Origin of the sequence: Cellulophaga baltica (genome assembly GCF_018861125.1) — a bacterium.
GTDB lineage: Bacteria > Bacteroidota > Bacteroidia > Flavobacteriales > Flavobacteriaceae > Cellulophaga > Cellulophaga baltica_A.
Window position 1 is genome coordinate 167,513 of sequence record NZ_JAHKQN010000013.1, and the last position, 22,217, is coordinate 189,729.

Consider the following 22,217-nt stretch of genomic DNA (forward strand, 5'->3'; position numbering starts at 1 on the left):
TTATAAGTTAGGCACTTTTACGCTACCACCTACCCAGCAATTAAAGGTAACTGTTTTACCAGCCATACCTGAGCTAAATATCATTTCTTTTGATGGTGCTTTAGCCATGTAGCTATTTACAGCTCCACTAGACTTACCACTTAATGATGGATCTACTCTACCAGCTTGACGTGCAACATCTGCAGCTTTCCAGTAAATAGCTCTTTTTTCAAAAGCAGAAGTACCACAATCGTTAGCACTACGTGCATATAAACTAGCAATTAATAAATATGCTTTACCGTTTGATGAGTTAGCATCAATTGCTTTTTGAGCATAACTTCTAGCAGAAGATCTACTTGTTCTTGAGTAAATAGATGCTACTTTGTAAAGTAAATCAGATTTTTTAGTACTGTCTGATTCTAAATCAATCGCTTTATTAAAGTTAGATAAAGCTTCATTTTTATTACCTGCTTTGTTTTCTAATAAACCTAAGTACACATATAAATCTGCAGTTGGCTCAATAGCTAATTGTGCATCTAATAATTTTTTAAACATTGGATCATCAGTACACTCTTTGTTATATATTCTATTTACAGCTCTTTTTACCCAAGTAATATCACCCTTTTTAGCTTCAAAACTCTTTTCATATAAAGGAATTAAGTTTGAACAATCTGCTAAAGCTCCTAATTTAGCATCGATACTACCTTCAATTTTACCGTAGTTTTCAGAGTTTTGAGTATATGCTTTTAAATTTCTTTTTTCTTTAGAAGTAATTGTACCGTTGTCTTCTTTAGGAATTAACTGAGTAATTCTATCTGTTAATTTCTTGTTTTCAACACCAATCTTCTCAATTACATCATCATATGTATCGAAAACTTCTTGTAAGTCTTTAGCACCTGCTTTATGCAAATCTACTAATAAAGAAAAGTAAAGGTATAATGCTTGTGGGTTACTAAAGTTCTCTTTATCTTCAGTAAAAGCTTTATGAAGGATATCATAAATTTCTTGATCAGAACCTAATTTTTCCTTATTCATCAATAGAGCTTTATCTATAAGAACATCAGCTTCATCAAATTTAGTAGGAAAATGAACTCTACTTGCATCATACAATGCCATCAAATCATTAGTAAATGCAGTTTTATCTGCTCCAGTAGCTTTCCCTATTTTGTATTTTAAGATTTTTTCTCCGTAAACAAAGTTAGCCTTATTTAATGCAGGACAGTTATCATAAACCATTTTCCATGGTGTATAAGCTGCTTCGTAATTTTTAACTTTTACGTGCTCTGCGTAAACAGATAGGTTTGTATTACACTCAGGATTCTGAGCATTCGCAAAACCTAAAAAACCTAATGTTGCAATGGCAACGATATAAAACTTCTTTTTCATAGTTGTGAGATATTTGTATATAGCGTTTATTAGTTATTTTAATTTTTTGGGACAATTTACCACTTTCAATGGTATTCCAGCTTGTATTATTTAATAAATTTCTTGTTTTAATATTTATACTTACTCTTAATTAATCAATTTAAAAACAAACATCAATAATTAAGAACAACAGTAACTTACTTCCAAAAGTTGTGCCAAAAACAATTTATTCTAATTTCAGAACAATAAAAATTGAACTAAAAAAGCTTTTAATTGAATTATAATTCATTAAAATTCAGCTAATTAAAAATCTAAAAAATAATACATTATACAAATCAACTAAAAGATGTTGTAATCGCACTATTTTAGTTACAACTTAAAATTTTTAGATACTAAGTTTAACAAAATCAAAATACATTTAACACTTAAAAAATTTCAGAACTTTTATTACTTATTGTATTCCAATAAATAATTCAAGCCCATTAGGAGAAATTTTTGATTGGCAAATATGCTATTTTTTGTTCTTTTAGACAAAAATAACGCATCACCACCGGTCAAAATAACTGTTAAATTTTTAAACCTAGATTCATATTTCGAAACAATCCCATCAATTTCAGCAACAATTCCGTTAATTACACCACTTTGAATACTTGTTTCGGTTGTATTCCCTATAAAATCTAAAATATTACCAGCCTCAAGTAATGGTAATTTTGAAGTTTGATCATGTAATGCTTTAAACCTCATTTTTAATCCGGGTGAAATAGAACCACCTAAATACTCTCCATAATCATTAACCATATCATATGTAATACACGTACCAGCATCAATAACCAGAGTGTTCCCTTTCGGATTCTCATAAAAAGCAGCAGTCGCTAATGCAATACGATCTACTCCTAAAGTTTCTGGTGATGCATATGAATTTTTAAAAGGCGTTTTAGTTTGATGAGATAACAATATTGTTTTGCAAAAAAGCTCTACAACCACAATATCTTTTTTTTCTAATGCTCCAACTGATGAAATTATTGCATTATTTATATTCGGAAATTGTGCAAATACTGCTTTTATCTTCGAAACAAACAACGAATATTCAATTTGCTCACTGAATATTTCATTTTTTTGTTTAAAAATTGAAATCTTAATTAGGCTGTTTCCTGCGTCTATTACTAGGTTCATGATGTAAAGTTCCGAAATTCTAAAAAAAGATTTAATATTTTTTTCGTTTTTTATTTGGATATCGGAAAATTGAAATTATATTTGCACCCGCTTAACGGCTTTGGTGCCTTAGCTCAGTTGGTAGAGCAATGGACTGAAAATCCATGTGTCCCTGGTTCGATTCCTGGAGGCACCACAAAAAACCCGATTCTAACGAATCGGGTTTTATTGTTTTAAAAGGTTTTTCTACACTATAAATTTACAAAACACTAACCATGCAAATTTGAAACACAGCCTACATATCATTACTTTTGAAACATAACACATTTGTATTTTGTTTAAAAAGACTTTACTCTTACTATATTTTTTTTCTAGCTGTAGTTTTTTAATAGCTCAAAAAAGCATTGATAAAGCTCTAGAAAAGTTTAACGACAATAGCATCCCTTACATTACAACTAAAAAATTACAAGAAACTAAAAACGTAATTGTTTTAGATACTCGAGAAAAAGAAGAGTTTAATGTTAGTCACCTCAAAGATGCTATTTGGGTTGGCTACAAAAGTTTTGATATTAACAATATACAAGTTGAAAAAAATGCGAATGTGGTTGTTTATTGCTCTATTGGTGTGCGATCTGAAGATATTGGAGAGCAATTAACCAAGAATGGCTTTACAAATGTTCAGAATTTATATGGTGGCATATTTAAATGGATAGAAAATGATTTTCCTATTTACGACACCAAAAACAACGAAACCAAAAAAGTTCACGCCTACGACAAAGAATGGGGTAAACTTTTAAAAAAAGGTAAAAAAGTTTATGAATAAGAGATTTTTACTTTTCTGTAATTACAAAAATCTAACTATTTTTATAGATCATAAATCCACTTCATAATTGAATACAAAAAACCTTCTTTTAATTTTTACAAGAAACCCTGAACTAGGGAAAGGTAAAACAAGATTAGCTGCAACTGTAGGTAAAGAAACAGCATTAGAAATATATAAATTTCTACTTGCACGTACTGTTGAAATTACTGAGAACTTAGACCTAACAAAACAAGTCTATTATTCTGAAACAATTTGGGATAATGACATTTGGGAAAATTCTATTTACCAGAAAAGAGTACAGTGTGGTGAAAATTTAGGCAAAAGAATGATTAATGCTTTTAAAGATGGTTTTGAAACTGGCTTTGAAAAAATTATAATTATTGGTAGTGATATGTTTGACCTTAGCCAAGCAGATATAGAAAATGCTTTTACCCAATTAAATGATAATGATTTTGTCATAGGGCCTGCTGAAGATGGTGGTTACTATTTATTAGGGATGAAACACTTAGAAACTTCAGTTTTTGAAAACAAAGATTGGGGAACTGAGAGTGTATTAGACGCAACACTATCAGATTTAAAAAATAAAAAAATAAAACTTTTAGAGGAACGAAATGATGTTGATGTATATGAAGACATTAAAGATATTAGCGCATTTCAACCCTTTTTAAAAAATTTAGAATAGCAGAATGATAAAAAAAGAAATACAAGAATCTATAAAATATTTAGTTAATAAAGGTTTTGACAAACCAGAAGTTGGTATAGTTTTAGGTACTGGATTAGGAAAATTAGCAAATCAAATAGAAGATTCTATTGAGGCGCATTACAATCATATTCCTTTTTTTCCGTTAGCTACAGTAGAGTTTCATAGAGGCAAATTAATATACGGAACTTTAGAAGGCAAAAAAGTTGTTGTTATGCAAGGTAGGTTTCATAGGTACGAAGGCTACGATTTAATTGACGTGACTTATCCGATTCGAATTATACATGAATTAGGTATTAAAAAATTGTTTATTTCTAATGCCTCTGGAGGTATTACCACAGGCTTTAAAAAAGGAGATATGATGTTAATTGAAGACCATATCAATCTTCAAGGAGATTCTCCATTAGCATTTAAGAATGTTTCTGAATTTGGTAGTCGTTTTACTGACATGAGTGCACCATATGATGCTGAAATGCGTGAAAAACTACTGAACATTGCAAAAAAAGAAAACATCACACTAAAAGAAGGTGTTTACGCCTCGGTTGTGGGCCCTCAGCTAGAAACAAGAGCCGAATATCGAATGCTAAAGATCATTGGAGCGGATGCTGTTGGTATGAGTACAGTGCCAGAAGTTATTGTTGCAAATCACTTAAGCTTGCCTGTTATCGCCATATCAGTAATTACTGATGAATGCGATCCTGAAAATTTAGAAGCTGCCGATATAAATGACATTATCGCAACTGCTGAAGATACGGAACCAAAAATGGTGACTTTGTTTAAAGAATTGATAAAACAGTTGTAAACTTTGTAAGGTTACAAAAAGAGCGACTACTAATTTAAAAAATAAAAAATTAGTCAAATGAAAACAATATTTCTAGCTCTTATAACTTTTTTCTCAGTAAACACGTATGCTAATCACAGCAGTGAAACTGTAATTTTTTCTAAGCCAGACCATACATCTTGGAATACTTTATCAAAAAAATACATCAATCAAAATGGTGATGTTAATTACAAAGCATTTAAAAAAGATGAAGCAAAACTAGATGCTTATTTACAATATTTAGCTAGCAATGCACCTTCTAAAGACTGGTCTAAAAATGAAAAGTTAGCCTATTATATTAATTTATATAATGCAGGTACGGTTAAACTAATATTAAAAAACTATCCTGTAAAAAGCATTAAAGATATTAGTAAGCCTTGGGATAAAGAATGGCTTAAAGTTGGTAACAAAACGTTTTCATTGGGTCAAATTGAGCATGAAGTTCTTAGAAAAATGAATGAACCACGTATTCACTTTGCTATTAACTGTGCTTCTTATTCTTGTCCTAAATTATCAAATGAAGCTTATACCGCTACAAACACACAAGCCAAACTTAAGCAAGCAACGATTGATTTTGTGAATGATAAAAAACGCAATATTATAACACCTAATAAAGTGCAGTTATCTGCTATTTTCAAATGGTTTAAAGACGATTTTACCAAAAACGGTTCTGTAATTGACTTTATAAAACCTTATGCTAAAACAAAAATTGAATCTAAAGTAAAAATTAGCTATTTAACTTACGACTGGAGTTTAAATGAAAGTAAGTAAGCCACAAATAAGTGTTGTTATTCCTGTATATAATGAAGAAAAAAATATATCAAGAATACTAAAACACCTTATAGAAAACAGCTCACCCAACCACATTAAAGAAATTATTGTGGTTGATGGCGGCAGTACTGATAACACGGTAAATTTAGCATTACTCAATAATCGTGCAACAGTTATACATTCTAATAAAGGTAGAGCAAAACAATTAAACTTTGGAGCTCAACGTGCAACAAGTGAAATTATTTATTTTTTACATGCAGATACATTTCCTCCTAAAAACTTTGACGAAAGTATTATTAACACTGTAGCGCAAGGAAATAAAGTTGGGTGTTTTGAAATGCGTTTTGATTCCGACTCAAAATTCTTAAACTTTTTCGCACTGCTCACAAAAATTAACCATACAATTTGTAGAGGGGGCGATCAATCACTTTTTATTACTAAAGATTTTTTTATCGAGATGAATGGCTTTAACGAGAGCTACATTATCTATGAAGATAACGAGTTTATTGCTCGCACCTATAAAGCGACAAAATTTACAATTCTACCAGATCATGTAAAAACTTCTGCTAGAAAACACAGAAACCATGGCAATGTTAAGCTACAATATCATTTTGGAGTTATCCACTTAAAAAATATACTTGGCGCTGGCCCCGATGAACTACACGATTATTACAAGAGAAATATTGCTATTCAGTAATTTTTATTTTTTTTCATAATCCAATAGAACACCTTCACTAATCCATTTTGCTAAAGCTTGTCTATTTTCATAATCTAAAATACGGCGCTGATCTTTTTTATTGGTAATATTTCCAATTTCAATAAAAGTCATTGCTGGGTGCGTTTTTTTTACCAAATAAAGCGAACTTCTATCTTCAAAAGTACCCTCATAAGTACGATTGGGTTGGTATTTCTTATATTTTGCTTGAAAAGTTTTATGAATACTCTCTGCTAATTTTTTTCCGTTTGTACTTTTTTCATGATGATAGAAGAAAACATCAATATTTTGACCCTTACTCCTGCTATCAACATGTGTAACAATTAAACGTTGGTACTTACCTTTATTTTTTCTGTAAAGTTCATTTACTACTTCAACTCGTTGTTTTAATCTAGCGACTTGGTTGAGTGGTATTATTTTATCAGGGTAAACAACCTCATCTCTATCAATCTCTAAAATACGGTCATCTCGAATACCATCATCTGGATCACGAACTATGATATACACCATCGCTCCATGAGATAACAATTCTTTTGCAAGCCTTAATGTCACATCATAAGCATATTCATCTTCAGCAATAGCTTTACCTCTATACGTGGTCATTGCCCCAGGATCAGGACCACCGTGACCTGAAACTAAATAATAAACAGCACCTTCTAACCTTGTACTTTGTGATATAACCTCTGCATATTTATCTCCAAAAATAGCATATGATATACCTGTAACATCTTTAGTTTTCGTTTCCACTTTTGTATTAAGAACTGTGGGAATCTTATAAACCCTACCTTCGTATAAATGAGTACTATCTCTGAGGTTATCAATATTTAATGAAATAAATTCATCATAGCCTTCATAAGGGTTTACACCTTGTTTTCTTAATAAAGACAATATGCCGTCACCTTTTTCTGCAACAACAGTTTGCAGAGTCTCTTGTGCTATACCATTAAAAACTACGGTAACTACAACTGCAAAAAAAAATGATTTTCTGAACTTAAAAACTGACATTAAAATTATCTATTATTTGTATGAACTATTACTAATCTTCCATTTCAATATTAGAATAATCAACTTGTATGCCAGTAGAGATAACATCAATAAATTTATTTTTACTGCTTGTTGCCATACTCTTATTTTTATTACTATTTACAGTAATAAAAGTCATTGCCGGAAGTGCATTGTTTGCCAAATATAAGCTAGTTTTTTCAGTTAAAGGAGCTCCATTGTTACTATCTGCATATAATTTTATTCTGTTAGATTTAAAAACACGCTCTAAATTATCAGATAACTTTTTACCTTTTTCACTCTTTTGGTGGTGAGCAATATCAATTATAGCAGATGAATTGAAACCATTTTCTACATCAACAACTAATAAGCGTTGATACTCTTCTTGATGCTTTAAATATTGTTGATTTATTTTTGCAACAAAATCACCTAAACCTGTATTTTCTATAGAGTCATATTCAAAAAGAAAAACTCTAGCTCCTTTTTCTAAAAGTTCTTTAGCTACAGCAAATGCTAAGGTTTTTTTATTTTCTGAATCAGAATTTACTACGGATAAATCATGATTATTAAACTTATCAAATAGCAAATAATACACCGAGTTATTTAAAATAGTATCTCTCTTTTTTAACCCCGCTTTAGTCGGGTTAAAAATTGAAGTTTCTACGCCAGTAGTTAAGTTTATTTTCCTCCCCAAGCTTCTATAAGAAACAGCTGCTTTTGGTATTTTATACTCCTCACCAATACGAAGCATACTGCCCTTGCTTATTTTACCCTCATTTAAGCTTAAAAATTCTTGATAATATTCATTTTTATCTAAACCTTCCCTATATAATATTTGCACAATTCCATCGCCATTTTTAGCAACAAAAGTAGGTTTACTCTCTTGAGAATTTAAAATAAAAAGCGTTGAAATAAAACAAAAAACCGATGTAATAAATTTCGATAAATTCATAGCTAAGGGATTGATTTACAAATATTACTAAAAATACTGACCAATTCCAAACACTAAACCTTTTGTTCCGTTTTTAGTAATACCATAACCATAATCAATTCTAAAAACGGCATTAAATATTTTTTTATGTATAAACCTTACTCCTGCACCAGGATATATTCTAATATTATTTTCATCAACAAAATCATTAAAATCTCCACCTGGGTTTCGCCATGTACCTCCATCAACAAACACATTGCCTTGTAGTACAAACCATTTTTTATCAATTATCGAATGTCTGTATTCTGTATTTATAACAATGGCCGCAGTGCCACGATCAATAGTGTTGCCAACACCTCTAATATTCAAATTATTATCTACCGTAAAAGGCGCAAACGGACTGCTTGTATTACTTGCCAAACCAAGCCTTACTCTATTTGTCCAATTGCCTAATTTACCAACACGCTTGTAATATAAAAAGTCATTAAACCCGATTAAAAAATCTGGCAGTGATGCATCGGTACTATTCACATATTGCAAATTTAAAGCACTTTTAAAACCATCTAAATATTGATAATAATAGGTAATATTCTCATAATTGTACAATAGCTTAAGTAGCTTTTTATTTGTACTTAAACTCTCTGGCACATCGTCATTCAAAAAACCTTCTAAATAATCATAATATTCTGTAAAAAAGCTAACCCCAAATTCAGCCTTATGCCTGGCATTAAACTCATATAGACCTAAAATTTCAATTCCTTTGTTTCTATACCTATAATCAACGGTACCTGCATCAAAAAAAGCAGGTTCACGTGTAATAAAATCATTATAATTTACTGCCAACCCCAGTTTACTACTAAATAAGTTAGGCGCTCTAACTAATAAACCAAATGAATTAAAAATATCATATTGGTAAAAACCTCCTAAGGTTACGTTTTTACCAAAAGCATTAAATTCTTGTAAACCAAGCCTAAAAGCCAAATCATCATTTGAAGAAGAAAAAACATTAGCAAAAGGTATTAACGTAAAATTCTCTTCTACACCATAGGTTACTTTATAGTTTTTTTTTGAAATTAATTCTACTTTATAATAAGCATGTGCAATTGAAGGTAAACGCTTAAGCCTATTTATATCAGTTTCTATTAGTGTAGAATCTAAAGCAGTTTGTGCTTTTACCAATAACAATGACTTTAAAAAAGATTCTTTATTTCTTTTTAAACCATAAAAATCAACTTGCAAGACTATTTGTTCTTGAGCATTACTAAATAAAGTAAAACTTATGAAGACAAAAAATAGTAAAAATTGGTTTTTCATGGTTTATGGCATTTGGTGGTACTTATTGGTATTTTTTATATAATTCTCTAATCGTATTTTCTGCTGGTTTATTTTGTGGGGTAAACCGGTTATCTTCAATACCACCTGATCGTTTGTGATTAATAAACCACTTCCAAACATAACCACCGGCAAACCATTTTTCTGGCCAAAACTCTTCAATTATGGCATGTGTTGCATTTACTTGAGCTTCTAAATTAACTTTCTCTTCATTTCTATCTACAAGCCATGGTTTTTTTGCAGTATAATCCATACTTCTATAACCATACTCTGTAAATAAAATAGGTTTACTTTTTTCTTCAGAAAAAGTAGCCAATTCATCTTTCCAATACCTCCAACCAGCTTTCAAATTTTCTACTGTAGGTGATTTAGCCTCAGAAAGTGGAAAATAGGCATCAACACCTACATAATCTAATTCTTCCCAAAAAGGTGTTTTTTTAAATTCATCCCAGTTAGAAGCATAGGTTAATTTACCCTTGTAAATTTCTTTTATTTCAACTATTAACTTCAACCAATAATTTGGTCTATTTTCCACAAACTTTTCAAGCTCAGTACCTATGCAAAACATATCAACTTTAGCATCTGCGGCTACTTTTGCATACATGGTAATAAAATCTCTATACGTGTCTTCTAATATTTTCCAATCTTCTTCCGTATGCATTTCTAAAGTTCCTGTAAACTCACCTCCTCTAATCCATATTTGAGGCTTCATCATTACGGCTATTCCATTTTTATGCAAAATATCAATGTATTGGCTTACTCCTTTTTTTGTTTCACCATACCATTGCCTGTCTGTATTAAAATTAACTTTAGGTGAATTTATATTTTGCACAAAACCAAAAGGCATTACTGCCGCATGATTGGCATTTAAATTGACCACTTTTTCTACATGATCCTGTGCAACACCTTCTCTTGACGAAACAAAACTGATTCCGTTAATTTTCGTTTGAGATTGACTTGTACATGAAAATTGTAATATGCACAAAAAAAGAAATCCTATTTTTTTCATTATCTATTATTATCAAATCAAAAATAGGGTTTTAATAGCTTAGAATTAGAAAATAGCCCTAAGCCCGACATTAAATGTTTCACCCAAACCTGTATTATTACCTCTCACAAAGTTTGTATACAAAGTTTCTATATTTAAAGCGTCGGTTAACTGGTATTTTAATCCACCACCAAGTGCCGTAAAATCTTGTGTAAAATTGTTACCTAAATCTAAACGCTGTGAATGTTGTGCCAATGCTAAAACTGTGAACTTTGAAGATGGAAAATAACTTAAAAATAACCCCGGAGTTAAGTTTAAACTGTTATTCGCAAAACTACCCTCAATAGAGTCTCCCTGCTCATCATAAACAGCATTTTTACCAAAATGGAATTCAGAATTTAACTCAGAAAACAATTGCCATTTATCACCCGGAAAAGTATAATCATAAAAAAATCTGTTTTGCCAAGTATATCCTTTTTGATCTAAAAAAACACCTTCTTCAACTTCATTATCTATTAAAGGAATATAGAATGAACTTTGTATACTGAAATTACTGATTTTTGCAAAAGGAACAAACTTAACAGAAGGTGCAATTGATGTTAAACCAGAACGTGCTGTACCAGATTCACCATCAAATTTGAACACTTCTAAAGCATTTCTATCAGCTATAACATTAGATCTAAATTCTAAAATAGCACCAACATTCCATCGCTTATTTTCACCAACACCTGTATATAGTTCTAAGGTAGATGTAAAAAAGGTCTGACGATCTTCGGACCCTTCAGAAAAGGTGCTTTCTGTTTGTGTATATAAATTATTAAACCATTTTAAGTCAATCTGTCCTTTTCCTATTAACTTAGAGGGCGTATACTGTTGTATGTTACTCTTTTCTTTCTTATTCTCAATTATTTCTTGCTGAGAAAACGAATTTGAATAATATAAAAACAATGTTGTGACAAATAAAGGTTTTAAAATATTTTTCATATTTTGTAGTTATTTACTTACAATATAAAATTAGGAAATTAATTAAATATAATGCGGTTAATTTTTAAGTTGAACCAAATAACTGTAAAAAGTATCACATAGTTATAACAGAAAAAATTAATTTTTTTTGTTAAGTTATGTTATTTTGTTTCGACTCAACCAAAACAACAAATCAAACCTTATGGAAAATATTGTCATTATTGGTAACGGAATTTCAGGTATTACAACCGCTCGTCATATTCGAAAATTATCTGATAAAAAAATTACCATTATTTCTGCTGAAACAGATTATTTTTTTTCTAGAACAGCATTAATGTATGTGTACATGGGTCATATGAAATTTGAACATACACAACCTTATGAAAACTGGTTTTGGAAAAAAAATAGAATTGATTTGGTTAATGATTTTGTTACTGCAATAAATCACGAAAGCAAAGAACTAGTTTTAAAAAAAGGTGGCTCAATGTCATATGATAAATTAGTTATCGCCACAGGTTCTAAACCAAATAAATTTGGATGGCCAGGTCAAGATTTAGATGGCGTTTACGGTATGTACTCTAAACAAGATTTATTAGGCATAGAAAAAAATGCGCCTGATAACGAGCAATGCAAACGCGCCGTAATTGTTGGTGGCGGATTAATAGGTATTGAAATGGCAGAAATGCTCAGGTCTAGAAAAATACCTGTTACTTTTTTAGTCCGTGAAAAAAGTTTTTGGAATGGAGTTTTGCCTGATGGAGAATCGCAACTTATAAACGAACATATTTTAGATCATCATATAGATTTACGATTAGATACGAATTTAGAAGAAATAATCGCCGATGAAAAAGGTTATGCTAAAGCAGTAAGAACAGACAAAGGTGATATTATTGATTGTAATTTAGTTGGTTTAACTGCTGGCGTTACCCCCAATATAGATTTTTTAAAAGAATCTGGGATTGAAATAGGAAGAGGTGTAAAAGTGAATCGTTATTTAGAAACTAATATACAAGATATTTATGCTATTGGTGATTGTGCTGAGCAACATGAAGGTATTGGAAAACGAAGACCTATTGAAGCTGTATGGTATACGGGCCGCATGATGGGTGAAACTTTAGCACAAACTATTTGTGACAACAAAACAAAATATAGCCCAGGACATTGGTTTAATTCTGCAAAATTTTTAGATATTGAATATCAAACTTATGGTTGGGTAAATAGTATGCGTAACAAACCTGATTACGAAGAACATTTTCATTGGCGACATAGTACTGAAAATACCTGCATTACCATTTCTTATGAAAAGGACACTAAAGAATTCTTGGGCATAAATACTTTTGGAATTAGAATGCGTCATGAAATTTTTGACCGTTGGCTCACTGAGAAAAAAGACATTTATTTTGTACTAGAATATTTAAAAGACGCCAATTTTGACCCTGAATTTTTTAAGAATTACGAACAGCAGATTGTCTCAAAATTTAATTCAGAATTTAATTCAAACATTACTCCTAAAAAGAAAAGCTGGAAACGAATTTTTAGCAAAGCATAATTAATTACAAGGAAAAAATAAACATCATGAAAACAATTCAAAACATAGGCCTTGTAATATTCTTAATTGGCTTAGCAATATTTACAGCATTACCATTATCAGGTTCATTCAAATTAACACAAAAAGATTTTGACACTTTTGTGTCCGAAAAAAAAATAAAGAGTGAAGTATTTATTCAGAATGTAGAAAAAACTATTGTTGGTAGGGAATTTAGCGGTATGCAATCTTTATCTCCATTAGTAAGTGATGCATTAGAAAACGCAAACCAAGTTCACGTTAAAAATAAAGAATACGGAAAAAAAATATACACCAGTGCAAAAGATATGGCCACTGCTATTGGTAAAACTTCTGCCGCAGGTTTTATTGCCGAAAACAAGGGGCTAATGTGGTTTTTAACCTTCGGGTTAGGTATTATTGGCGCACTTATGTTCATTTTACCAAATGCTATTTTATTGGGTAAAAAAGGAATTAAAAACGATGGTATTTACCTTCATTCAGCGACTAATAGAGGTTGGATTGCCTGGATGGTATTTGTATTTTTAGTATCTTTTTACTTGGTACTTTATTTTGCATCACAATATGCAACAAACTGGACGTTGGTTGTTGATCCTATAAGTGAGAGTTTAAGTGGTAACCCTGCAGGCCATTGGTTTGTATACGGTTTTATGTATTGCGTAATAATGACTGTTATGGCTGTGCGTATGTACATTAAATACCGTCATAATATGTATCAAGTTGTTCGTACAACATCGGTATTATTTTTTCAAATTGTATTCGCCTTTCTTATTCCTGAAATAATGGTGCGCTTACAAATGCCTTATTATGATTTTAAAAATGCTTTTCCTTTAGATTATGACTTCTTTTTTCAATGGAATTTAAAATCACTATTAAATAGTGGTGGAATTGGTTTATTCATCTTAGTTTGGGGTGTTGTTTTAACCTTAGTAATTGTACCCGTTATGGTTTATTTCTTTGGTAAAAGATGGTATTGTTCATGGGTTTGTGGTTGCGGTGGTTTAGCCGAAACATTAGGTGACCCGTACAGGCAACACTCAAGTAAATCACTATTTTCGTGGAAAGTTGAACGTTGGTTAATACACAGTGTACTTTTATTTGCTGTAGTAATGACGGGTTTAACATTGTATAGCTTTTTTGCTGAAACAGGTACCGTTTTAGGCATAAAAACTTCAAGCATACAAAACATATATAGTTTAGTAATTGGTTCTATATTCGCTGGAGTTATTGGTACTGGATTTTATCCAATTTTCGGAAATAGAGTTTGGTGTAGATTCGGTTGCCCATTAGCTGCTTATTTAGGATTTGTACAACGTTTCAAATCTCGTTTTAGAATAACAACTAATGGTGGCCAATGTATTTCTTGTGGTAACTGTTCTACGTATTGTGAGCAAGGTATTGATGTTAGAGCTTATGCCCAAAAAGGTGAAAACATTGTACGTTCAAGTTGTGTTGGTTGTGGTGTTTGTTCTGCTGTATGCCCACGTGGTGTATTAAAATTAGAAAACGGACCAGAAGAAGGTCGTATTAACCCAACTGAAGTTCTTTTAGGAAACGATGTTGATTTAATGGAGCTTGTAAACAAAAAATAAGAACCATGCATTTCAAAGCTTTTCTTTATGTTTGCTTCTGTATATTCGCTTTTAATACAATTTTAGCAAAAACATATACCAAGAATTATTACGATTCTGGCGAATTAAAATCAGAAGGTTGGATAGATGATAACTCTAAAAGTGGGTATTGGTTATTCTATTACAAAAACGGAAAAGTTTCTGAACAAGGACATTATAAAAACAATAAAAAAGATGCGTATTGGCATTATTTTTCTAAACATGGAAAACCTACAAAAGCAGGTAACTATATAAAGGGAAAAAAGTCAAAATGGTGGTTATTTTATGATTCAAAAGGTTTTATAAATCATAAATGCCAATTAAGTATGGGAATTAAAAATGGATATTGCTTAAAATATATCAATCAAAAATTGACTTCTGCAGAAAAATATAAAGATGGACAAAAAATTAAAGAATGGTTTAGTTTTTCAAGCTTTAGAAGTGAAAACAAACTATCTGACTTAAGATAAATGAGTATAATTAAAGTTATAATACCTGCTTTTAACGAAGCAGACTCTATCGCTCATGTGATTAATGAATTACCTGCTACTGTTACTGAAACAATTGTAGTAAACAATAATTCAACCGATGAAACCGTTTTAAAAGCTGAAAATGCTGGTGCAACTGTTTTAACAGAAGACAGAAAAGGCTATGGTTACGCTTGTTTAAAAGGTTTACATTATATTGAAGAACAAGCTAAACAACCAGATATTATTGTTTTTTTAGATGGTGATTATTCTGATTACCCTGAAGAACTAACAAAATTAGTTGCCCCAATTATTAATAATAATATTGATATGGTTATAGGCGCAAGAGATAAAGCTTTAAGAGAAGAGGGTTCTATGACTCCACAACAGGTTTTTGGTAATTGGCTTGCAACTGTATTAATGAAAATATTTTTTGGTGCTAATTTTACAGATTTAGGACCATTTAGAGCAATAAAATACGATAAGTTACTAGCACTTAACATGCAAGATAAAACTTATGGCTGGACGGTTGAGATGCAATTAAAAGTATTAAAAAACAAATTTTCATATACCGAAGTACCAGTGCGTTATAAAAAAAGAATTGGAGTGTCAAAAGTGTCTGGTACCGTAAAAGGTAGTATATTTGCTGGCATTAAAATCTTAACTTGGATTTTTAAATACAGTTTAAAATAATATGGAATTAGTAATTTCTTACGTTATCATTACCGTATATAGTATCTCATTACTATTAATATTTTTCTACAGCCTTGCTCAACTTAACTTACTAGTCAACTACTTAGGAAACAAAAGAAGAGATAAAACAGCGCCAAAATTCAATCTTTTAGACCCAAAAGAAATTCCTTTTGTGACCATTCAACTTCCTGTTTATAATGAGGAATATGTAATGGATAGATTGCTTGAAAATATAGCTAAAATAGAATATCCAACCAATAAGTTAGAAATTCAAGTATTGGATGACTCAACTGATGATACAGTAATTGACACTGCAGCTCACGTAAAAAAATTACAAGAGACTGGTTTAGATATTAAGCATATTTGTAGAACTAACAGACAAGGTTTTAAAGCCGGAGCATTAAAAGAAGGTTTAGAAATTGCCAAAGGTGATTTTATTGCCATTTTTGATGCTGACTTTTTACCATCATCTGATTGGTTAAAGAAAACTGTTATCTACTTTAAAGATACTGAAATAGGTGTTGTACAAACACGTTGGGGACACATTAACCGTGACTACTCAACATTAACTAAAATACAAGCTTTTGCTTTAGATGCGCATTTTACTTTAGAACAAGTTGGCCGTAACTCAAAAGGGCATTTTATCAACTTTAATGGTACTGCTGGTATTTGGCGTAAAGATTGTATTCTTGACGCTGGTAACTGGGAAGGTGATACTCTTACTGAAGATTTAGATTTGAGCTACAGAGCACAACTTAAAAATTGGAAGTTTAAATATTTAGAAGATGTTGAAACACCTGCTGAATTACCTGTAGTTATTAGCGCTGCGCGTTCACAACAATTTAGATGGAATAAAGGTGGTGCTGAAAATTTCAGAAAAACCGTTACTAGTGTTGTAACAGCTAAAAACATCCCTTTTAAAACAAAATTTCATGGGGTAATGCACTTACTAAACAGCTCAATGTTCTTATGTGTTTTTATAGTTGCTCTTTTAAGCATACCTATGTTATATATTAAAAACAGCTACGGACATTTAGGTTGGATATTTGAAGTAACTAGTTTCTTCATAGTTAGTACTATAATTCTATTTGTCTGTTATTGGTTTACTTACAAAAGCATACAAGGTAGCAGTATCAATAACTTTGTTGATTACATAAAAATATTCTTTACATTTTTCTCTGTTGCACTTGGTTTCTCTTTACACAATTCAATTGCGGTATTAGAAGGTCATATGGGCAAAAGAAGTGAATTTGTACGTACACCAAAATTCAACTTAAACAATATTAAAGACAGCTGGAAAGGCAACAAATATTTAGCTAAAAAATTATCACCAAACATGATATTAGAAGCGGCGCTTATGATTTATTTCCTTTTTGGAATGTATAGTGCTATACCTTTAAATGATTTCGGATTATTCCCTTTTCATTTCATGCTATTTTTAGGTTTTGGATTTGTATTCTTTAAATCTCTTACTTCAAGAGCATAAGTATGTATTCGTATTGGAAACTTCATAAACTTCCAATCTTATTGGTGCTTTTTAGTAGCATCTTGTATTATACATTCGCATACCATTTTGAACGAACAGAATTTATAAAACTAATAACGCTATTTTTTGCGTTATTAGTTTTTTGTTTTAAACTCATTCAGTTTGAAAAATGGAATTTAAAATTCTTACTCGCTTCAGGTATAATTTTCAGAATCATATTCATCTGTATTCTGCCTAATTTTTCTCAAGATTTTTATCGTTTTATATGGGATGGGGAGTTGGTGAGCAACTTACAAAACCCATATTTACAAGTCCCAAATGAACTAATTAAGCAGCCAAACTTAGTTATTGATAATGCCCAAGAATTATTAACAGGAATGGGAGACTTGAGCCCTAAATTTCATAGTAATTATCCACCGTTAAATCAGATTATATTCTCTATTGCTTCGGTTTTAGGTTGTAAATCAATTTTAGGTTCTGTAATTGTAATGCGAATTATAATTATTCTTGCAGATATAGGTATCGTTTATTTCGGTCAGAAACTATTAAAAAATCTCAATTTATCACCACATTTAATATTTTGGTATTTCTTAAATCCATTAATTATTGTAGAACTTACAGGCAATCTTCATTTTGAAGGTGTCATGCTTTTTTTCTTTGCCTGGTCATTATACTTGCTATCGAAAAATAAATGGCAATTAGCAGGTATAATCTATGCATGTGCTATTTCAATAAAATTAGTGCCATTACTTTTTCTACCACTATTCTTTAAATATTTTAGTTTTAAAAAAAGTATTCAATTTTATAGTATTGTTGGTGTTACCTCAATCCTATTACTAGCTCCATTTTACACATCAGAATTCATTAGTAATTATTCTGATACTGTTGGCTTATGGTTTTCAAATTTTGAATTTAATGCAAGTGTGTACAACATTATAAAAACCATCTCAATAACTTATTTTGATGGCAAACCTTGGGAAATCGTAAAAGTATATGGTAAAGTAACTCCGTTATTGACAATCGGAATTGTTCTCCTATTTACTTTTTTGAGAAAAAATGAGAAATTACCGGTCTTAATTACCTCAATGCTTTGGGTGCTCAGCATTTATTATTTTATATCAACCACTGTACATCCTTGGTATGTAGTATTCCTAGTGTTCTTAACTGTCTTTACAAAGTATAGGTTTGCACTAATTTGGTCAGGAGTAATCATTTTAAGTTATTACGCTTATGCCAATGCCAACTACATAGAACATTTAGGCATTTTAGCTCTTGAATATATTTTAGTAATAGGGTACATGGTTTACGAATTAAGTATCGTTCGTAACAAAAAGTGAAATTTTTGTAAAAATTAGACAACAAGTATTGAAAAGTCAATTTAATTTGTACATTTGACTCGATAATGAATAAAAACGCACACATATTAGTTTCTACAGACAGGGCAATAGCTCCTGTGCGTTCATTTACACCTACACGCCGTCGCCCGTAAGGGTGTGATATATTATGGAAATAGGTGAGTCCATTTCCGCAGAAAGACAAAACAATATTTCAATTAATTTTTTACTCTTAATCCTAATTGGCAATGGAAATACAAATTGCTAACGAGTCACATTTTAAATACGCTGAAGCTATTTGCGATACAATAGCGGAATCTGCCAAAGTCAGAGGAACAGGAATCGCAAAAAGAACTCCGGAATATATTTGTAAAAGGCTAGGTAATGGTAATGCTATTATTGCATTAGACAACGGTAAGTTTGCAGGTTTTTGTTATATAGAAGTCTGGGGGCATGAGAAATTTGTTGCCAATTCTGGCCTTATCGTTCACCCTGATTACAGGTCACAAGGACTTGCTAAAAAAATAAAAGAAAAAACTTTTGAGCTATCAAAGGAAAAATTTCCTGATGCTAAAATTTTTGGAATCACTACTGGTTTAGCAGTAATGAAAATTAATTACGAATTAGGCTACAAACCAACAACATTCTCAGAACTTACGGATGATCCTGAATTCTGGAAAGGTTGTCAAACTTGTAAAAACTTTGACATTCTTACACGTACAGAACGAAAAATGTGTTTGTGCACCGGCATGTTGTATGACCCTGCAACTGACAATAAAAAGAAAGCAGAAAACGAAGTAACTAAGGGCCATGAAAAAGCAAACCCTAAAGCTTTCAAAAAATTAAAAAGTATAAAAGAATCCCTTTTCATAAAAAAGAAAGAATAATGAAAAAATTAGTATTAGCCTATAGCGGTGGTTTGGACACATCATACTGTGCAAAACATTTATCAAAAGATGAAGGATTTGAAGTTCATGCTGTAAGTGTAAACACAGGTGGTTTTTCAAAAGAAGAAATCAGTGAAATAGAAAAAAAAGCTATTGAATTAGGTGCAACATCATATAAATCAATTGATGCTGTTCAAACTTTTTACGATAAAGTAGTTAAGTTTTTAATTTTCGGGAACGTGCTTAAAAACAATACTTACCCACTTTCAGTAAGTGCTGAGCGTATTGTACAGGCTATTGAAATTGTAAACTACGCTAAAAAAGTGGGGGCTTCACATATTGCTCATGGTAGTACTGGTGCTGGTAACGATCAGGTTCGTTTTGATATGATTTTTCAAATTATAGCTCCTGAAATAGAAATCATTACACCAATAAGAGATAATAAACTTTCAAGAGAGGCTGAGATTGCTTATTTACAAGAGAATGGCATTGATTACCCTTGGGAAAAAGCAAAATACTCAATCAACAGAGGGCTTTGGGGGACATCAGTTGGTGGTGAAGAAACATTGACATCTCAAAATGCTTTACCAGATAGTGCATACCCAAGTCAATTACAAGATAAAGAACCTAGTGATGTAAAACTAACTTTCGAAAAAGGTGAGTTAATTGCAGTTAATGGCACTAAAGATAATCCTGTTGCAAATATTGAAAAATTAGAAACTATGGCTTCTAAATATGCAATTGGCAGAGATATTCATGTTGGTGATACTATTATAGGTACAAAAGGTAGAGTTGGTTTTGAAGCAGCTGCCGCTTTAATTATCATAAAAGCACACCATTTATTAGAGAAACATACACTAACTAAATGGCAACAATACCAAAAAGAGCAACAAGGTAATTTTTACGGAATGTTATTACATGAAGGCAATTATTTAGATGCTGTAATGAGAAATATTGAAACTTTCTTGACAGATACACAAAAGACTGTTTCTGGAGATGTTTTCTTAAGCTTATACCCTTTCCAATTTAGATTAAACGGAATTTCATCTGAACATGATTTAATGACGGATGCTTTTGGAAGTTACGGTGAAGTTAATAAGGGTTGGTCTGCAACTGATGCTAAAGGCTTTATTAAAATGCTCTCAAACTCAGGTAGAATATACAACTACGTAAACAATAGTAATGAATAGTATTTTAAAATTACTTGAAACAAGAGATCTTTATATCCATCTGATATTGTTTAAAATCTATCTTCAAACAAGTGGAAGAACAAAAATTCCAATAAATGAAAGTGATTTAAAAAATGAGATTAAAGAAATATTTGATGGTGATTATAGCTATCAAGACTATCTAACAGCTACTCAATATTTAATTTCAGAAAATTTGGTAGAGAATTCATTTATGGGGCTAACAGTTAAAGGTAGAGCATATTTTGAAAATTGGATAAAAGAATTTGAAAACTTAAGTAAAGAGGATCAACAAAAATTAAACGAAAATTTATCTCCAAAAATTTCAAAATTTTTTGAACTAACTGATAATATAGTTAAAGTAGGAACATTTGTTACGAAATTAATCGAATTAAGTAATAATATATGATTAAAGCTGGAATAATAGGTGGTTCTGGATATACTGGAGGTGAACTTATCAGAATACTTTTAAACCACCCAGAAGTAACTATAGATTTTGTGTACAGTACCACAAGAGCTGGAAAAAAAATTACAACAGCACACCCTGATTTATTAGGGGTTACTGATATTGCTTTTACAGGTGATGTAAACTTAAATGTAGATGTTGTTTTCTTATGCTTAGGTCACGGAAATTCAACAACATTTTTAAATGCAAATGATTTTTCTGCTAACACAAAAATCATTGATTTGAGTAATGATTTTAGGTTAGATGCTGATGCTATTTTAAATGGCAAAAAATTTGTTTACGGTTTACCCGAAACAAATAAGCCTGCAATTAAAAAAGCAAATTATATTGCTAATCCTGGTTGTTTTGCGACAGCTATTCAACTTGGTTTATTACCATTAGCAAAAGCAGGACTTTTAAATAACGAAATTCATATAAATGCTGTGACAGGTAGTACTGGTGCAGGCGTTAGTCCATCAGCTACTTCACATTTTAGTTGGAGAAATAACAATGTATCGTGGTATAAACCTTTTACTCACCAACATTTAGGCGAAATAGGTGAAAGTTTAGCTTCTTATAACAATGAAGTAGGAGAATTATTTTTCTTACCTAACAGAGGGAATTTTACAAGAGGAATTTTAGCTACAGCTTATACTAAGTTTGAAGGTAGTATAGAAGATGCAATAGCTCTCTATAAAGATTTTTATAAAGATGCTTTGTTTACACATATTTCAGAACAAGAAATAAATTTAAAGCAAGTAGTAAATACTAATCACTGTCATATTCATTTACATAAGTTTAATGATCGTCTTCTAATTACTTCAGCTATAGATAATTTATTAAAAGGAGCATCTGGTCAGGCAGTACAAAACATGAATTTAATGTTTGGTTTTGAGGAAAATATAGGACTGAATTTAAAAGCAGGAGTTTTTTAGCATCGATTTCACTCAGCGAACAAATATTGATTGAGCGTAATCTAAATTAAAAAGCAGTAAAATTAAAA

22 protein-coding genes and 1 tRNA gene are annotated in these 22,217 nt (G+C 31.0%); 16 read left to right on the forward strand and 7 right to left on the reverse strand.

Annotation, left to right across the window (positions count from 1 at the left end; genetic code table 11):
• Both KO500_RS03480 and KO500_RS03485 read right to left on the reverse strand, forming a co-directional pair.
• A complete protein-coding gene (locus tag KO500_RS03480) occupies positions 1–1,365 on the reverse strand; it encodes a hypothetical protein (RefSeq protein WP_215955110.1) in 1,365 nt (454 codons plus the stop codon).
• Between the two features lie 426 nt (positions 1,366–1,791).
• Complete coding sequence (locus tag KO500_RS03485; RefSeq protein WP_215955111.1) at positions 1,792–2,517, reverse strand: type III pantothenate kinase; 726 nt, start codon at positions 2,515–2,517, stop codon at positions 1,792–1,794.
• Between the two features lie 102 nt (positions 2,518–2,619).
• Between KO500_RS03485 and KO500_RS03490 the strand changes: the two genes are divergently transcribed.
• The 6 genes from KO500_RS03490 to KO500_RS03515 all read left to right on the forward strand — a co-directional run bounded on the left by KO500_RS03490 (position 2,620) and on the right by KO500_RS03515 (position 6,307).
• Positions 2,620–2,692, forward strand: a tRNA-Phe gene (locus KO500_RS03490).
• A gap of 138 nt (positions 2,693–2,830) precedes the next feature.
• The gene (locus tag KO500_RS03495; RefSeq protein ID WP_215955112.1) at positions 2,831–3,319 is read left to right on the forward strand and encodes a rhodanese-like domain-containing protein; all 489 of its coding nucleotides are present in this window, start codon (positions 2,831–2,833) and stop codon (positions 3,317–3,319) included.
• A 67-nt stretch (positions 3,320–3,386) separates the two neighbouring features.
• Entirely contained in the window at positions 3,387–4,001 is a 615-nt protein-coding gene (locus KO500_RS03500) for a TIGR04282 family arsenosugar biosynthesis glycosyltransferase (protein WP_215955113.1), read from the forward strand.
• A gap of 4 nt (positions 4,002–4,005) precedes the next feature.
• Positions 4,006–4,821, forward strand: a complete 816-nt coding sequence (locus tag KO500_RS03505; protein ID WP_215955114.1) for a purine-nucleoside phosphorylase — start codon at positions 4,006–4,008, stop codon at positions 4,819–4,821.
• A gap of 57 nt (positions 4,822–4,878) precedes the next feature.
• Complete coding sequence (locus KO500_RS03510) at positions 4,879–5,610, forward strand: DUF547 domain-containing protein (protein ID WP_215955115.1); 732 nt, start codon at positions 4,879–4,881, stop codon at positions 5,608–5,610.
• The gene (locus KO500_RS03515) at positions 5,597–6,307 is read left to right on the forward strand and encodes a TIGR04283 family arsenosugar biosynthesis glycosyltransferase (RefSeq protein ID WP_215955116.1); all 711 of its coding nucleotides are present in this window, start codon (positions 5,597–5,599) and stop codon (positions 6,305–6,307) included. The genes KO500_RS03510 and KO500_RS03515 overlap by 14 nt, the downstream gene beginning before the upstream one ends.
• Positions 6,308–6,310: 3 nt before the next feature.
• Here the strand turns inward: KO500_RS03515 and KO500_RS03520 are convergent, their stop codons facing one another.
• The 5 genes from KO500_RS03520 to KO500_RS03540 are packed head-to-tail and all read right to left on the reverse strand — an operon-like array spanning position 6,311 to position 11,562.
• Entirely contained in the window at positions 6,311–7,330 is a 1,020-nt protein-coding gene (locus KO500_RS03520) for an N-acetylmuramoyl-L-alanine amidase family protein (protein WP_215955117.1), read from the reverse strand.
• A 31-nt stretch (positions 7,331–7,361) separates the two neighbouring features.
• Positions 7,362–8,279: a hypothetical protein gene (locus tag KO500_RS03525; protein ID WP_215955118.1), complete on the reverse strand. Its 918-nt coding sequence runs from the start codon at positions 8,277–8,279 to the stop codon at positions 7,362–7,364.
• Between the two features lie 27 nt (positions 8,280–8,306).
• Entirely contained in the window at positions 8,307–9,572 is a 1,266-nt protein-coding gene (locus KO500_RS03530; protein ID WP_215955119.1) for an outer membrane protein assembly factor, read from the reverse strand.
• 22 nt (positions 9,573–9,594) lie between these two features.
• Positions 9,595–10,599, reverse strand: a complete 1,005-nt coding sequence (locus KO500_RS03535; RefSeq protein WP_215955120.1) for a glycoside hydrolase family 113 — start codon at positions 10,597–10,599, stop codon at positions 9,595–9,597.
• A 45-nt stretch (positions 10,600–10,644) separates the two neighbouring features.
• Positions 10,645–11,562 (reverse strand): transporter, encoded by a 918-nt coding sequence (locus KO500_RS03540; protein ID WP_215955121.1) that lies wholly within the window; start codon positions 11,560–11,562, stop codon positions 10,645–10,647.
• 181 nt (positions 11,563–11,743) lie between these two features.
• On the opposite strand from KO500_RS03540, the gene KO500_RS03545 reads away from it, so the two are divergent.
• The 10 genes from KO500_RS03545 (at position 11,744) to argC (ending at position 22,149) form a co-directional block, all read left to right on the forward strand.
• Complete coding sequence (locus KO500_RS03545; RefSeq protein WP_215955122.1) at positions 11,744–13,090, forward strand: NAD(P)/FAD-dependent oxidoreductase; 1,347 nt, start codon at positions 11,744–11,746, stop codon at positions 13,088–13,090.
• Positions 13,091–13,116: 26 nt separating this feature from the next.
• Positions 13,117–14,697, forward strand: coding sequence for a 4Fe-4S binding protein (locus tag KO500_RS03550; protein WP_215955123.1), 1,581 nt, complete (start codon positions 13,117–13,119; stop codon positions 14,695–14,697).
• Between the two features lie 5 nt (positions 14,698–14,702).
• On the forward strand, positions 14,703–15,185 hold the full coding sequence (locus KO500_RS03555; protein WP_215955124.1) for a toxin-antitoxin system YwqK family antitoxin: 483 nt from the start codon (positions 14,703–14,705) through the stop codon (positions 15,183–15,185).
• Positions 15,186–15,875 (forward strand): glycosyltransferase family 2 protein, encoded by a 690-nt coding sequence (locus KO500_RS03560; RefSeq protein WP_215955125.1) that lies wholly within the window; start codon positions 15,186–15,188, stop codon positions 15,873–15,875. It abuts the gene before it with no gap.
• A 1-nt stretch (position 15,876) separates the two neighbouring features.
• A complete protein-coding gene (locus tag KO500_RS03565) occupies positions 15,877–17,361 on the forward strand; it encodes a cellulose synthase family protein (RefSeq protein WP_215955126.1) in 1,485 nt (494 codons plus the stop codon).
• A 2-nt stretch (positions 17,362–17,363) separates the two neighbouring features.
• Positions 17,364–18,698 (forward strand): glycosyltransferase 87 family protein, encoded by a 1,335-nt coding sequence (locus KO500_RS03570; protein WP_215955127.1) that lies wholly within the window; start codon positions 17,364–17,366, stop codon positions 18,696–18,698.
• Between the two features lie 245 nt (positions 18,699–18,943).
• Positions 18,944–19,582 carry a GNAT family N-acetyltransferase gene (locus tag KO500_RS03575; RefSeq protein ID WP_215955128.1) on the forward strand — a complete coding sequence of 213 codons (639 nt, stop codon included), beginning with the start codon at positions 18,944–18,946 and terminating at the stop codon, positions 19,580–19,582.
• Positions 19,582–20,772 (forward strand): argininosuccinate synthase, encoded by a 1,191-nt coding sequence (gene argG, locus KO500_RS03580; protein WP_215955129.1) that lies wholly within the window; start codon positions 19,582–19,584, stop codon positions 20,770–20,772. Before KO500_RS03575 ends, argG begins: the two co-directional genes overlap by 1 nt.
• Positions 20,765–21,178, forward strand: a complete 414-nt coding sequence (locus KO500_RS03585; RefSeq protein ID WP_215955130.1) for a hypothetical protein — start codon at positions 20,765–20,767, stop codon at positions 21,176–21,178. Before argG ends, KO500_RS03585 begins: the two co-directional genes overlap by 8 nt.
• Positions 21,175–22,149 (forward strand): N-acetyl-gamma-glutamyl-phosphate reductase, encoded by a 975-nt coding sequence (gene argC, locus KO500_RS03590; protein WP_215955131.1) that lies wholly within the window; start codon positions 21,175–21,177, stop codon positions 22,147–22,149. The genes KO500_RS03585 and argC overlap by 4 nt, the downstream gene beginning before the upstream one ends.
• Positions 22,150–22,217: the final 68 nt, after the last annotated feature.

What these genes read in the sequence shown, in the direction of transcription:
- KO500_RS03575 (WP_215955128.1), top strand. Translation starts at nt 18,944, where the DNA reads ATGGAAATACAAATTGCTAACGAGTCACATTTTAAATACGCTGAAGCT.
- KO500_RS03560 (WP_215955125.1), top strand. Translation starts at nt 15,186, where the DNA reads ATGAGTATAATTAAAGTTATAATACCTGCTTTTAACGAAGCAGACTCT.
- argG (WP_215955129.1), top strand. Translation starts at nt 19,582, where the DNA reads ATGAAAAAATTAGTATTAGCCTATAGCGGTGGTTTGGACACATCATAC.
- KO500_RS03535 (WP_215955120.1), bottom strand. Translation starts at nt 10,599, where the DNA reads ATGAAAAAAATAGGATTTCTTTTTTTGTGCATATTACAATTTTCATGT.
- KO500_RS03550 (WP_215955123.1), top strand. Translation starts at nt 13,117, where the DNA reads ATGAAAACAATTCAAAACATAGGCCTTGTAATATTCTTAATTGGCTTA.
- KO500_RS03565 (WP_215955126.1), top strand. Translation starts at nt 15,877, where the DNA reads ATGGAATTAGTAATTTCTTACGTTATCATTACCGTATATAGTATCTCA.
- KO500_RS03585 (WP_215955130.1), top strand. Translation starts at nt 20,765, where the DNA reads ATGAATAGTATTTTAAAATTACTTGAAACAAGAGATCTTTATATCCAT.
- KO500_RS03485 (WP_215955111.1), bottom strand. Translation starts at nt 2,517, where the DNA reads ATGAACCTAGTAATAGACGCAGGAAACAGCCTAATTAAGATTTCAATT.
- argC (WP_215955131.1), top strand. Translation starts at nt 21,175, where the DNA reads ATGATTAAAGCTGGAATAATAGGTGGTTCTGGATATACTGGAGGTGAA.
- KO500_RS03520 (WP_215955117.1), bottom strand. Translation starts at nt 7,330, where the DNA reads ATGTCAGTTTTTAAGTTCAGAAAATCATTTTTTTTTGCAGTTGTAGTT.
- KO500_RS03480 (WP_215955110.1), bottom strand. Translation starts at nt 1,365, where the DNA reads ATGAAAAAGAAGTTTTATATCGTTGCCATTGCAACATTAGGTTTTTTA.
- KO500_RS03515 (WP_215955116.1), top strand. Translation starts at nt 5,597, where the DNA reads ATGAAAGTAAGTAAGCCACAAATAAGTGTTGTTATTCCTGTATATAAT.
- KO500_RS03570 (WP_215955127.1), top strand. Translation starts at nt 17,364, where the DNA reads ATGTATTCGTATTGGAAACTTCATAAACTTCCAATCTTATTGGTGCTT.
- KO500_RS03525 (WP_215955118.1), bottom strand. Translation starts at nt 8,279, where the DNA reads ATGAATTTATCGAAATTTATTACATCGGTTTTTTGTTTTATTTCAACG.
- KO500_RS03510 (WP_215955115.1), top strand. Translation starts at nt 4,879, where the DNA reads ATGAAAACAATATTTCTAGCTCTTATAACTTTTTTCTCAGTAAACACG.
- KO500_RS03545 (WP_215955122.1), top strand. Translation starts at nt 11,744, where the DNA reads ATGGAAAATATTGTCATTATTGGTAACGGAATTTCAGGTATTACAACC.
- KO500_RS03540 (WP_215955121.1), bottom strand. Translation starts at nt 11,562, where the DNA reads ATGAAAAATATTTTAAAACCTTTATTTGTCACAACATTGTTTTTATAT.
- KO500_RS03505 (WP_215955114.1), top strand. Translation starts at nt 4,006, where the DNA reads ATGATAAAAAAAGAAATACAAGAATCTATAAAATATTTAGTTAATAAA.
- KO500_RS03530 (WP_215955119.1), bottom strand. Translation starts at nt 9,572, where the DNA reads ATGAAAAACCAATTTTTACTATTTTTTGTCTTCATAAGTTTTACTTTA.
- KO500_RS03555 (WP_215955124.1), top strand. Translation starts at nt 14,703, where the DNA reads ATGCATTTCAAAGCTTTTCTTTATGTTTGCTTCTGTATATTCGCTTTT.